Below are 13,215 nucleotides of genomic sequence, written 5' to 3' on the forward strand. Positions count from 1 at the left end.
CAGACACGCCCCGCCGGTCTCAGTAGCGCTTGGCGGCCCTCGGATTGGCGGCGAGCTCCGCCTCGGTGGAGCGGTGGATCTTGCGCTCCACGATGAACGAGAGGAAGGGCACCACGCCGCCCAGGGCCATCACGACCAGCTGCGCGAAGGGCCACCGCATCAACGACCACACGCGCAGGCAGGAGAGGATGTAGACCACGTAGAACCAGCCGTGGACGATGAGGATCCACGTGGAGACGTTGACCCCACCGGCGAGGTTCTCGAGGTCCAGGTTCTGCCACCCGAGCGCCACAGTCTGGCCCGTAGCCTTGTCCGTGCCTCCGGCGATGAGGTCGTAGTGGAAGCCGTAGCGGGTGACCATCTCCGCCACGAGAAGCAGCAGGAACGTGCCGGAGACCCACGCGCACACCTTGTACACGTTCAGCGCAGTGCGGATCTGGGCCTCGGTGCCACCGAAGCGGCGCCGCGGCTTCAGCGCGGCGGCCTTGGCGCGCACGCTGTCCGGCACGGTCGCCCGTTCCGGGGTGGCGTCCTGGGGCGCGGTGACCCGCACGCCGTCTGTGCGGCGCACCGGGCGGGGCTGCTGGTCGTTCTTCGGCGTGGGCTCAGTCATGGGGTGCTCCGTTGTCGGATCGCGGGGTGGGGTTCTCTGAGGACGACGCCGCGCCGCTGGCTCCGGCGCGCCGCGCACCCGGGCGGGCGGCGTCCTCGTGTGGGGCGTTGCCGCGGGCGCGGGCCGCGACGGCCGGCTGGTCGTCGAAGTAGTAGAAGCACTGGTCCTGCGCGTCCCAGTAGTAGTAGGACTGCTCAGCCTCGTCCCAGAAGTAGTCGCCCTCGAAGTAGAAGTACTCCTCCGGGTTCTCCTCGCGCAGCTGCTCGTCGCGGACGAAGCGCCACCACATGAAGAATGCGAACCCGGCGAAGACCACCCACTCGATGGCATAGAAGAGGTTCAGTGCGTGCACAGATGTGTCCGTGGGCTGCTGGTCGATCTGCAGGCGGCTCAGTCCTTGACCCATCAGGCTCGCGGAGTCCTCGAGCGCACCATCGGAGGACACCGGGGCCGGCTGGGCGGCGGGATTCTCCGAGAAGGCCGCCACGTAGCCGGAGTAGAGGGGCGTGTTCCACAGGTTGCTCAGCTGCGCCGTGGACACGGAACCCACCTGGTCCGAGGGCAGCTTCTCGCTGGGCAGCGGGGAGTCGGTGGGCAGCAGGCGCCCGATCACGCGGATCCGACCAGACGGCGCGGCGTCCGCCTGCTGGGGCGAGGCCACCCAGCCGCGGGCCACGGCGAGGGAGACGTCCGAGTCCGCGGCGTCCCACCGCTTCTGTGAGTCCGGGACCACGAGCTGCGTGACCACCCAGTACCCGGACGCACCGTCCTGGAGCCGCCCAGGCACGAGCACGGTGGAGTCCGGGACGTACGTGCCGGTCACGGAGACCACGTGGTCCGCCTGCTGGGAGGTGACCGCCTCACCGGGTGTGGTGACGTCCGCGAGCGCCGAGACGCGGTCCTTTGCGGGATCCGCGACGGTCGAGGACTGTAAGGACGCGTTGAGCTGCCACATGCTGAGGCTCACGAAGAGCGCCGCCACGAGCAGGGCGGCCGCCAGAAAGGCCAGAGAGCGGGGGCGCAGGGCGGTTTTCAGCACGGTTCAACCCTACTGGCCCGCGCTGGGCGTTTCCCACACCAGCGCACCCCGCGGGCAGGCCCGCGACGGCACCCGGGCTCAGCTGCGGATGACCACCTCGGCGCGCTGGAACTCCTTCAGGTCCGAGTAGCCGGTGGTGGCCATGGCGCGGCGCAGCGCACCCATCACGTTGGAGGAGCCGTCCACGTGCCGGGAGGGCCCGTTGAGCAGCTCGTCGAGCGGGCCGACCGTGCCCACGTGTGTGCGGACACCGCGCGGCGAGTGCGAGTGGTGCGCCTCTGCGCCCCACAGCCAGCCCTGTCCGGGTGCCTCCTCGGCGCGGGCCAGCAGGGTTCCGAGCATCACGGCGTCCGCGCCCATGGCGATGGCCTTGACGATGTCGCCCGAGGTGCCCAGACCGCCGTCGGCGATCACGTGGACGTAGCGGCCCCCGGACTCGTCGAGGTAGTCCCGACGCGCCGCGGCGACGTCCGAGACCGCCGTGGCCATGGCCGCGTGGATGCCCAGGATGGACTCGGTGCGCAGGGACGCTCCCCCACCGAAGCCCACCAGGACCCCGGCCGCTCCGGTGCGCATGAGGTGCAGCGCCGGGGTGTAGCCCGCGGCGCCGCCCACGATCACCGGGACGTCGAGGTCGTAGATGAACTTCTTGAGGTCCAGCGGCTCCTGCTCGCGCGAGACGTGCTCGGCGGAGACGGTGGTGCCGCGGATGACGAAGAGGTCCACGCCGGCCTCGAGGACCGTGCGGTAGTGCTCGACCACACGCTGCGGGGACAGGGAGCCCGAGACGATCACGCCGGCCTCCCGGATCTCGGCCAGACGGGCCTTGATGAGCTCGGGCTGGACGGGCGCCGAGTAGAGCTCCTGCATCCGGCGCGTGGCCTGCGGCAGGTTCTCGGAGCTGAGGTCCGCGATCTCGTCCAGGGCCGGCTGCGGGTCCTCGTAGCGGGTCCACAGCCCCTCGAGGTCCAGCACGCCCAGACCACCCGCACGGCCCAGCTCGATGGCCGTGGCCGGGGACATCACCGAGTCCATGGGTGCGCCCACCACGGGGATGTCGAACTGGTAGGCGTCGATCTGCCACGCGGTGCTCACGTCCCGCGGGTCCCGCGTGCGGCGGGAGGGGACCAGGGCGATCTCGTCCAGGCTGAACGTGCGGCGCGCCCGTTTGGAACGCCCAATCTCGATGTCGTAGCTCACGAAATGTCCTTTCACCGCGCGGCGCGCACGGGGATGGGTGCGGCGCGGATCAGCGCTTGTAGTTGGGGGCTTCCACCGTCATGGTGATGTCGTGCGGGTGGGACTCCTTGAGCCCCGCCGGCGTGATCCGCACGAAGCGGCCCTTCTGCTTGAGTTCCGTGACGGTGTGCGCGCCCACGTAGAACATGGTCTGGCGCAGCCCGCCGTCCAGCTGGTGCAGTACCGAGGCGAGGGGGCCGCGGTACGGGACCTGGCCCTCGATGCCTTCCGGGATGAGCTTCTGGTCGTCCGAGACGTCCGCCTGGAAGTAGCGGTCCTTGGAGTAGGAGGTGTTCTTGCCGCGGGACTGCATGGCGCCCAGCGAGCCCATGCCGCGGTAGGCCTTGAACTGTTTACCCGCTACAAACACGAGCTCCCCCGGGGACTCGTCGCAGCCCGCGAGCAGCGAGCCCAGCATCACGGAGTCAGCACCGGCCACCAGCGCCTTGCCGATGTCGCCGGAGAACTGCAGCCCGCCGTCGGCGATCAGCGGCACACCGGCCGGGATCGTGACCTGTGCAGCCTCGTTGATCGCGGTGATCTGGGGGACACCCACGCCGGCGATGATGCGGGTGGTGCAGATGGAGCCGGGGCCCACGCCCACCTTGACGGCGTCCGCGCCCGCGTCCACGAGGGCCTGCGCGCCAGCCCGGGTGGCCGCCTGGCCGCCGATCACGTCCACGTGCGCCGCCGCGGGCTCCTTCTTGAGCCGGGCAATCATCTCGAGCACGCCCTGCGAATGGCCGTTGGCGGTGTCGATGAACAGCGCATCCACACCGGCGTCCACCAGCGTCATGGCACGCTCGAAGCCGTCACCGAAGAAGCCCACGGCCGCACCCACTCGCAGCCGGCCCTCGTCGTCCTTGGTGGCCAGCGGGTACTGCTCCGCCTTGGTGAAGTCCTTGACGGTGATCAGCCCGGTGAGCCGGTCCTGCTCGTCCACCAGCGGCAGCTTCTCGATCTTGTGCTTCGCGAGCAGGGCGTGGGCCTCGTCCTTGCTCATGCCCACCTTGCCGGTGACGAGCGGCATGGGGGTCATGACGTTTCGCACCAGGCGGGTCTCGAAGTCGCTCTCCGGCAGGTAACGGGTGTCGCGGTTCGTGATGATGCCCAGCAGCTTCTGGTTCTCGTCCACCACGGGCAGGCCAGAGACCTTGAAGTAGCCGCACAACCGGTCCAGCTCGGCGAGCGTGGCGTCCGGGGAGACCGTCACGGGGTTGGTGATCATCCCGGACTCGCTGCGCTTGACGCGGTCCACGTGGTCCGCCTGGTCCTGGATGGACAGGTTGCGGTGGATCACGCCGATCCCGCCCTGGCGCGCCATGGAGATGGCCATCGCGGACTCGGTCACGGTGTCCATGGCCGCCGAGAGCACGGGGGCCTGCAGCGTGATCCTGCGCGACAGGCGCGTCGTCGTGGAGGCCTCCGACGGGATCACGTCCGTGTTGCCGGGCAGCAGCAGCACGTCGTCGTAGGTCAGTCCGGTGAATCCGAACGGGTCGTCCATCAGTGCCGTGGGCACGGGTTCAGCCACGAGTAGTCCCTTTCGCGCGAGAATGTCGCCACCAGTCTACGGCGCGGCTCCGACGCGCCCCCCGCCCGTTCGCCGCGGGTCGCAGGCTCCGGACAGGGCCTGGGACCACGGCGTCGTACCGTGCGCGGGCCGCGGAGCGGACGACGTCACACCGCGTGCCGACGCCGTGCGGTCACCCCGGTGCGTGACGGCCGACCCGCGCGGGGCCCTCACCCCGTGGCACCGGTCCCGACGGCCGCGACGAGCTGGTCCCGCAGCAGCGGCGCCATGGTGCGCGTGTACTCCCAGGTGAGGTGGTGGGAGTCGATCCACAGGGCCACGTTGCCGATCACCGGCGCGCACACACCCTGCGGACAGATCAGAGGAGTGGGGTCGATCCCGGCGAACCCGGGGATCGAGTCGAGGGACTGGGCGGGGTTCTCCGCCACCAGCACGGCGTCGGCGGAGACCCTGCAGGACTCGTCGTCGCGGCCCTTCTCGGCCACGCACCGGGTGGGGTCGAAGTCCAGGCGGGGGTTGTCGCGGAATCCGACCACGGTGGTCCCCTGGGCGGTGAGCTCCCGTGTCAGGGCGTCGAGGCCGCTCACCACGCGCTCTGCCGGGCCGTCCATGAGCTCCGCGCGCGTGGAGGTGGTCAGCACGGCATCTGGCTTCAGCTCCCGCAGGTAGTCCATGGCGGCCTCGTTGCCGTCCTTGCACGTGCTCGACTGCCCCTCCACGCCGAACCCGCACCCGGGCTGCAGGACGGAGATCAGCTGCCAGTTCTCCTCCTGCGCCACGGGGATCACGGCGCCCATGTACTGCTCCATGTGGGAGTTGCCGACGACGGCCACCACCTTGGTCGGGTTCTCCACCTTCTCGGTCTGGCGGCAGAATCCCTGGGCCTTCTTGTTCGCGCTCTTGTACTCACCGTCGCAGGCCTGCGGCAGGCCCACCCACTGGTCCTTCATGGATGCGGGCAGCGCGGGGGCATCCGGGTCCCCTGCGAACGCGTAGCCCGGCTCGAGGACCCGTGCGCCGGGGTTGTTCAGCTCGGCCTGCGCCTGGAGCTGCGCGGTGCGGTGGCGCTCGACGACGGACCACGTGCCAGCGGCGACCAGCACCGTGCCCATGCACACCACGATCACCAGCGCGAGCCGCCAGTTCTTCGCCTCCGGCCACTTCCACCGCTTGAGCGGGTTCTCCACGAGCTTCGTCAGGAGCAGTGCCAGCAGAACGGACACGACCACGATCACGACGCCGGAGCGCGGCCCGGCCACCGGCCGGTCCCGGACCACCAGATAGGTGATCAGCAGGGGCCAGTGCACGAGGTACAGAGCGTAGGCGGCGTCGCCCAGCTTCACCACCGGGGCCCAGGAGAGGAACCGGTCGAGCCCGAGGGCCGAACCGGACTGTCCCGCAACGATGATCGCTGCGGCGGAGAGCAGTGGCCACAAGGCAATCCAGCCCGGGAACGCGCCCTGCACGTCCACGAGGATCCCCACCGACACCATGCTCACCAGTCCGCCCCACCCCAGGACCAGCCGCACCGCACGGGGAAGTTTCACGTAGGGAATGGCGAGCGCCACCAGGGACCCCAGGGCGAACTCCCACAGCCGGGCCCTGGTGTCGAAGTACGCGAACTCCTGGTGCGCGGCCGTGGAGAGCACCGAGAAGGCCAGCGAGGACGCGAACACCAGCCCGAAGCACGCGGCCAGAACGGGGACGCTGCTGTGTCCCGTCCGGCGCTTGACCAGCCACGCCAGGCCGAAGATCAGCGGCCACAGCAGGAAGACCTGCCCCTGGACCGAGAGGGACCAGAAGTGCTGGAACGGCGAGGCCGAGGAGTGATCCGCCGCGTAGTAGTCCACCGCGTTGAAGGCGAGCGTCCAGTTCTCGAAGTACAGGATCGAGGCCACGCCCTGGAAGCGGAAGTCCGCCACGTCCTGCGCGGGGTACAGCCACCACACGAGGAACAGTGTGGCCAGGATGACCACGGTCGCCAGCGGCAGCAGCCGCTTGAAGGTGTGCAGCCAGTAGCGGCCCAGCGCCAGAGGACGCCCGCCCTCGAGCTTGCGGACGAACGAGAGGGTCATGAAGAACGCGGAGATGAACAGGAAGATGTCCACACCACCCGAGACCCGGCCCATGAACACGTGGTAGAGGACCACCAGCACGACCGCCACGGCACGCAGTCCCTGCACCTCCGGGCGGAACCCGGAGTACCGCTGCACCCGTTGCGCGGAGGAGGATCCGGCAGCCCACCGGGGAAGCTGCCCCACCGGAAGCGGGGATGAACCGGCAATGGGATCCAAGGCTGGGGAAATGCGCATCCGGTCAGCCTAAACGCAACGGGGCGCACCGATCACATCGCACCCGGTTCCGCCCCGACCCGTCTCCGTGGGGGGGCAGCGCGCACGGCCTGCGGGTTGAGCCACCCGGTCGCGCGGGGGCAGAGGTCGAGCACCGTCGCCGGTGGCAGTACCACAAATGGCCGGCGGCCCACCCCTCGAAAGGGGTGGGCCGCCGGCCATTCGGCGATTTCCGGAAGGATCGGGAGGACTCAGTCCTCGTCGTCCTGCTTCTCCGCCACGAGCGTCTCGGTGGTGAGCACGAGCGCGGCGATGGACGCCGCGTTCTGCAGGGCGGAACGCGTGACCTTGACGGGGTCGATGATGCCCGCCGACAGCAGGTCCTCGTACTCCCCGGTCAGTGCGTTGTAGCCGTTGCCCGGCTCCATGTCCGCGACGCGGGCGGCCACGACGTTGCCGTCCTGGCCCGCGTTCTCCGCGATCCAGCGCAGCGGCTGGACCAGGGCGCGGCGCACGATGTTCACGGCGGTGGCGGCGTCCCCGCTGAGGCCGAGGTCCGTGCCGTCGAGCGTCTTGGAGGCGTGGACCAGGGCGGAGCCGCCGCCAGCCACGATGCCCTCTTCGAGCGCGGCACGCGTGGAGGACACCGCGTCCTCGATGCGGTGCTTGCGCTCCTTCTGCTCCACCTCGGTGGCGGCGCCGACCTTGATCACGGAGATGCCGCCGGCCAGGCGCGCGAGGCGCTCCTGGAGCTTCTCGCGGTCCCACTCGGAGTCCGTGCGGGCGATCTCCGCGCGGATCTCGGCCACGCGATCCGCGACGGCCTCGGAGGACCCGGCGCCGTCCACGAGCGTGGTCTGGTTCTTGGTGACCGTGATGCGGCGGGCACTGCCCAGCTGGGTCAGGTCCACGCCGTCGAGGGAGATGCCGAGCTCCGGGGTGATCACGGTGGCGTCCGTGAGCACCGCGAGGTCCTGCATGATCGCCTTGCGGCGGTCACCGAACCCGGGGGCCTTCAGGGCCACGACGTCCAGCGTGCCGCGCAGCTTGTTGACCACCAGGGTGGACAGGGCCTCACCCTCGACGTCCTCCGCGATGATGGTCAGCGGCTTCTTGGCCTGCAGCACCTTCTCCAGCACCGGCATGAGGTCCTGGATGGCGGAGATCTTTCCCTGGTACAGCAGTACGTAGGTGTCGTCCAGGACGGCTTCCTGGCGCTCCTGGTCCGTGATGAAGGACGGCGAGAGGTAGCCCTTGTCGAACTGCATGCCCTCGGTGACGTCCAGCTCCACCTCGGTGGAGGAGCCGTCCTCGATGGTGATGACGCCGTCCGTGCCCACGGTCTCGAAGGCGCGGGCGATCAGCTCGCCGATCTCCTCGGACTGCGCGGAGATGGCCGCCACGTGGGCCACGTCCTTGCCCTCGACTGGGCGGGCGTTGTCGAGCAGACGCTCGGACACGGCGGCCACCGCGGCCTCGACCCCGCGCTTGATGTCGCCCGGGGCGGCACCGGCGGCCACGTTGCGCAGACCCTCCTTGACGATGGCCTGGGCCAGCACGGTAGCGGTGGTGGTGCCGTCGCCGGCGACGTCGTTGGTCTTGGTGGCGACCTCCTTGGCCAGCTGCGCGCCGAGGTTCTCGTAGGGGTCCTCGAGCTCCACCTCACGGGCGATGGTCACGCCGTCGTTGGTGATGGTGGGCGCGCCCCACTTCTTGTCGAGGACGACGTTGCGGCCACGGGGGCCGAGGGTGACCTTGACGGTGTCCGCGAGGCGGTTGACGCCTGCCTCGAGCGCTTTGCGAGCGGTGTCGTTGAACACCAACTGCTTGGGCATGTGTGCTCCTTGGGAGAAAGAGGGAGAGGAAATGACGGCGCGGTGCCCGCGCTGCCCGTGCGGGCGGAAGCTCGGGCACCGCGCTCGAAAGACGTGGGGTGGTTACTTTTCGATGACGGCCAGCACGTCGCGCGCCGGGAGCACGAGGTACTCCTCGCCGTTGTACTTGACCTCGGTTCCGCCGTACTTGGAGAAGATGACCAGGTCACCCTCCTTGACATCCACGGGGATGCGGTTTCCCTTGTCGTCCACGCGGCCCGGGCCCACGGCAAGGACGGTGCCCTCCTGGGGCTTCTCCTTGGCGGTGTCCGGGATGACCAGACCGGAAGCGGTGGTCTGTTCAGCGGCCAGCGGCTGAACCACGATGCGATCCTCGAGGGGCTTGATGGAGACCGACACGATCTCTCCCTTTCTTCTAGGCGTGTGAGACGGTGTGCGCCCGCGCGGTGTCGTGGGGTCCCACGACGGCGAGCGCCACAGGCCAGTTGGCGTGCCAACCGTCGTCGCGGTGCCGATTGAGCGCCTGGCCTTTTAGCACCCTCACTACGAGAGTGCCAACAATCACTGTAGGGAGGCCGCCCGCGCCCGGTCAAGGCGGCGCCGCGCCGCTCCCCTGTGGGCTGAAAGCTGGCCGACCCCGCCGCTCGCGCGGTTGCGCGCACGGGTCTCAGTAGTAGACCGCGAGCCTGCCGCTGGGCCCGTCGTGGCACGTCACCGGGGTCTCGAAGACCCGGGTGAGGGTCTCGTCCGTCATGATCTCCTCGGGCGTCCCGAACTCCACGACCTTGCCCTCCTTCACGGCGCAGATCCAGTCCGAGTAGTGGCTCGCGAAGTTGACGTCGTGCAGCACTATCAGCACGGTGCGCCCCAGCTCGTCCGCTACACGACGCAGGTGGTGCATCATGTGCACCGAGTGGCGCATGTCCAGATTGTTGAGCGGTTCGTCGAGCAGCAGGTAGTCGGTCTCCTGGCACAGCACCATGGCCACGTAGGCGCGCTGGCGCTGGCCACCGGAGAGCTGGTCGAGGTAGCGGTTCTGCAGGGAGCCGAGGTCGAAGAACTCGATGGACTCGGAGATGATCCGCTCGTCCTCCCGGTTGATGCGTCCCCGCGTGTAGGGGAAGCGGCCGAGCGCCACCAGCTGGCGGACCGTGAGGCGCGCGGTGAAGTGGTTCTCCTGACGCAGCGTGGAGACCACCGTGGCCAGTTTGCGAGGGTGCGTCGTCGTCACGTCGTGACCGCCGATCACCACGGTCCCGGCATCCGGGCCCAGCAGCCGGCCCATCATCGTCAGCAACGTGGACTTGCCCGCCCCGTTGGGCCCCACCAGCGCGGTGACTCCCCCGGGCGGGATCTCGAGGTCCACCGGCCCGATGGACGTCCCGGACCCGTAGTCCTTGAACAGCTTGCCCAGCTGGATCACAGCCGACCCCTCCTCAGGATCACCACGAGGAACACGGTGCCACCCAGCAGTTCGATGATGATGGACACCGCCCCCTCTGCGTAGAACACGTTCTTCAACAGGAAATAGGCGCCCGCGAGCACCGCGAAGCCGATCAGCACGGCCATGGGGAACACGTACCGATGGTCGTAGGTGTCCGAGAACTGGTAGGCGAGGATCGCCACCAGGAAGCCCAGGAACGTCATGGGCCCGATCAGGGACGTGGAGACGGCCATCAGGACGGAGACCCAGAACAGCGTGAGCATCAGTTCCCTGCGGTGCTTCAGGCCGAGGTTCGTGGTGACGTCCTTGCCCAGCGACAGGATGTTGAGCTTGCGCGAGTGCAGGTACAGGGCCACGGTCGCGAGGGCGCACAGGGGCACGGCGAGCGGGAAGTAGCTCGCGTCCGCGTTGGACACCGAGCCGAACAGCCGCGCGCTGAGCACGTCGAAGTCGCTCGGGGCGAGCAGCCGCTGCATGAACGTGGAAACGGAGCCCAGGCCACCGCCCAGCACGATGCCGATCAGCAGCATGATCTGCACGTTGCCGTACTTACCGGAGAGCAGCCAGCCGTAGAGTCCCAGCGCGAAGAGCACCATGAGGCCCACCTGCATCGCGTACTGCGGCAGGCCCTGGATCGCGGTGACGCCGACGGCTCCCAGGAAGTAGACGACGGAGGTCTGGATCAGGACGTAGAGGGACTCGAACCCCATGATCGACGGTGTGATGATCCGGTTGTTAGCGGCCGTCTGGAACGCCACCGTGGCCATGGCCTGGCTCACCGCCACGATCGCGATCACCACCACGCTCGTGGCACGGGACTCGGCGATGCGCCAGAAGCCCCTGGTGCCGAACGGCAGGGGGTTGTCCCACGCGAGGATTCCGAGGCAGAAGGCCAGACCCACAAGCAGCAGGCAGACCAGGGCGATCCAGTAGCGTCGCCGGTGGGCCGGGGAGATGAAGGCCGCGAAGCCCTCGCGGGCGGTGTCGTGGTGCGGTGCGGGGGGCACCGCAGCGTCGTGCGTGGCGGTGTCAGGCATGGCGGCGGCTCCGGAGCAGCAGGGCGATGAACACCGCGGCGCCCACGACCCCCAGGATCAGGGAGACGGGCACCTCGAACGGCATGATGATCGTGCGCCCGATCAGGTCGCACACCGTGACCAGCCCAACACCCAGCAGGCACACCCACGGGAGGTTGGAGCGCAGGTCGTCGCCGCGGAAGAGGGAGACGACGTTGGGGACGATCAGTCCCAAAAACGGCAGGTTGCCCACGACCACGGTGACCACGCCGGTGGCCACGGCCACGAGCCCGGTGCCCGCCAGGATGATCCGGTTGTAGTTCAGACCCACGTTGGTGGCGACGTCCTCGCCGAGCCCGGCCACGGTGAGACGGTCTGCGGTGATGAACACCAGCACCGCCACGACGGCGACGATCCACAGCGCCTCGTACTGGCCCTTGAGCACAGAGGTGAAGCTGCCCGCGAACCAGACACCCAGGTTCTGCAGCCGGTCCGTGACGAGCGCCAGGTAGGTGGAGATGGACCCGACCACCGCACCGAGCATGATGCCCACGATCGGCACGATCAGCGACGAGCGCAGGGTGACTCTGCGCAGGAACGCGAAGAAGACCATGGTGCCCAGGAACGCGGCGATGATCGCACCGACCATGCGCACGGTCAGGGACGCGTCCGGGAAGAGGATCATCATGACCAGCAGCCCCAGCCCGGCCCACTCGGTGGTGCCCGTGGTCGTGGGCTCCACGAACCGGTTCTGGGTCAGCAGCTGCATGACCAGTCCGGACATGGCCATGGCCGCGCCGGCCAGGACAAGGGCGATCGTGCGCGGGATGCGGGTCAGCGCGAGGAAACGGCTGCCGCCGCCCCCGTCGCCGAGGTCCGCGACCCCCGTGACAATCGAGAGAACGAGCAGCCCCGCCACCGCGAGCAGCGCCAACCAGAACTTCCAGTCGCGCAGCGCCCCCGGGGCGGCGGTCGTGCGTCGGGCCGTGGAGACCATCACCTGTGCGCTTTCCTCACTCGTGGCGGCGCCCCGCGAGGACGTTCCCGCGGGGCACCGTTGACGACATTCCTGGGCGGAGTGCGGTCAGTTCTTCTGGCTCTCCAGCTTGTCGGCGATCTCGTTGAGGATCTCCGTGTAGGTCTGGATGCCCTCGTTCGTGTAGGTGTCCTCCGGCAGGTACACGACGTTGCCGTTCTTCACAGCGGGGACGTCCTTGAGTGCCTCGGACTTCTCGATCACCTCGGACGCGGGGGTAGCGTCCTTCGAAGAGCTGATGGCCGCGTCACGGTCCATCACGATGAGCAGTTCGGGCTTCGCCTTGGCGATGGCCTCGACGGAGATGTCGTCACCCTGGTGGTCGTCGGAGCCCTCCACCTCGAGGGCCGACTTCAGACCGACCATGTCGAACAGCGGGCCGATCGTGCGACCGGTCTTGGGGACCACGTACCCGATGTCGCCGCCGGAGACGATCAGGCCCATGGCGGACTGGTCCTTGTAGGCGTCCTTGGCTCGCTGCTCAGCCTTGTCGAGGTCGTCGTTGAGCTTCTCGGCGTCGTCGGTCTTCTGGAAGACCTCACCCAGCGCGGAGACCTGGCGCTTGAGCTCGGAGTCGAGGGGCTGGTCGTCGCGCGGATCCAGGTCGAGCATCGCGGCGTCCGGGACGAGCTTCTTGATGTCGTCGTAGTGTTGCGAGAAGCGCTGGCCGTTGATGACCAGGTCCGGGTCCACACCCGCGATGGCCTCGAGGTCCGGCTCGCGGTGCGATCCGAGATCCACGATGCTGTCGTCGTCCTTGTACGCGATCGTCTCCGGGATCAGGGTCTTCGGCGCAGCCTTGAGCTGCACACCCCAGTCCGAGAGGGTCTCGAACACACGGTTGTCCGTGGCGACCACGGAGCTGGGCGGGGAATCGACGGTCTGCTCACCCTTGTCGTCCTGGATCGTGACCGTGGAAGCGGCGGGACTGGCGGAGGATTCCGAGGAGGAGCCGCCGGAGCCGCACCCGACCAGCGCGAGGGACGCCACCGCGCACAGGGCGATCCCGGGGAACAGTCGGTTGGAAGACATGAATGTACTCGCAATCTCGTGGCGTCGTCTGGTGCAGGCGGCCAGCCATAAGGTGAGCCTAACCTAAATAAAGGCTGAAAATCCAGTGTGGATCCTCCCGTGTCCTGCGGCTCCCCGGGTTGCATCACCGTGTTCT

General features: G+C 68.7%; 11 protein-coding genes. All 11 read right to left on the bottom strand.

Going from position 1 to position 13,215, the window contains the following annotated elements:
- Window positions 1–19: 19 nt before the first annotated feature.
- Complete coding sequence (locus ABD264_RS04520; protein WP_144941848.1) at window positions 20–613, bottom strand: DUF3817 domain-containing protein; 594 nt, start codon at window positions 611–613, stop codon at window positions 20–22.
- Complete coding sequence (locus tag ABD264_RS04525) at window positions 606–1,652, bottom strand: SURF1 family protein (protein ID WP_295110856.1); 1,047 nt, start codon at window positions 1,650–1,652, stop codon at window positions 606–608. The genes ABD264_RS04520 and ABD264_RS04525 overlap by 8 nt, the downstream gene beginning before the upstream one ends.
- A 78-nt stretch (window positions 1,653–1,730) precedes the next feature.
- On the bottom strand, window positions 1,731–2,852 hold the full coding sequence (locus ABD264_RS04530; RefSeq protein ID WP_094394888.1) for a GuaB3 family IMP dehydrogenase-related protein: 1,122 nt from the start codon (window positions 2,850–2,852) through the stop codon (window positions 1,731–1,733).
- A 49-nt stretch (window positions 2,853–2,901) separates the two neighbouring features.
- Window positions 2,902–4,398, bottom strand: coding sequence for an IMP dehydrogenase (gene guaB, locus ABD264_RS04535; RefSeq protein WP_094395213.1), 1,497 nt, complete (start codon window positions 4,396–4,398; stop codon window positions 2,902–2,904).
- Window positions 4,399–4,634: 236 nt separating this feature from the next.
- Window positions 4,635–6,737, bottom strand: coding sequence for an acyltransferase family protein (locus ABD264_RS04540; RefSeq protein ID WP_344204656.1), 2,103 nt, complete (start codon window positions 6,735–6,737; stop codon window positions 4,635–4,637).
- A gap of 230 nt (window positions 6,738–6,967) precedes the next feature.
- Window positions 6,968–8,551, bottom strand: coding sequence for a chaperonin GroEL (gene groL / locus ABD264_RS04545; RefSeq protein WP_144941844.1), 1,584 nt, complete (start codon window positions 8,549–8,551; stop codon window positions 6,968–6,970).
- A gap of 102 nt (window positions 8,552–8,653) precedes the next feature.
- A complete protein-coding gene (groES, locus tag ABD264_RS04550) occupies window positions 8,654–8,950 on the bottom strand; it encodes a co-chaperone GroES (protein ID WP_095798825.1) in 297 nt (98 codons plus the stop codon).
- Window positions 8,951–9,218: 268 nt separating this feature from the next.
- Window positions 9,219–9,974 (bottom strand): iron ABC transporter ATP-binding protein, encoded by a 756-nt coding sequence (locus ABD264_RS04555; RefSeq protein ID WP_144941842.1) that lies wholly within the window; start codon window positions 9,972–9,974, stop codon window positions 9,219–9,221.
- Entirely contained in the window at window positions 9,971–11,032 is a 1,062-nt protein-coding gene (locus ABD264_RS04560; RefSeq protein ID WP_344204663.1) for an iron chelate uptake ABC transporter family permease subunit, read from the bottom strand. The genes ABD264_RS04555 and ABD264_RS04560 overlap by 4 nt, the downstream gene beginning before the upstream one ends.
- Window positions 11,025–12,008: an ABC transporter permease gene (locus ABD264_RS04565; RefSeq protein WP_145010359.1), complete on the bottom strand. Its 984-nt coding sequence runs from the start codon at window positions 12,006–12,008 to the stop codon at window positions 11,025–11,027. The genes ABD264_RS04560 and ABD264_RS04565 overlap by 8 nt, the downstream gene beginning before the upstream one ends.
- 87 nt (window positions 12,009–12,095) lie before the next feature.
- Window positions 12,096–13,079 carry a siderophore ABC transporter substrate-binding protein gene (locus ABD264_RS04570; protein WP_295109446.1) on the bottom strand — a complete coding sequence of 328 codons (984 nt, stop codon included), beginning with the start codon at window positions 13,077–13,079 and terminating at the stop codon, window positions 12,096–12,098.
- Between the last annotated feature and the right edge of the window lie 136 nt (window positions 13,080–13,215).

It is taken from the genome of Kocuria salsicia, assembly GCF_039532055.1.
GTDB lineage: Bacteria > Actinomycetota > Actinomycetes > Actinomycetales > Micrococcaceae > Kocuria > Kocuria salsicia.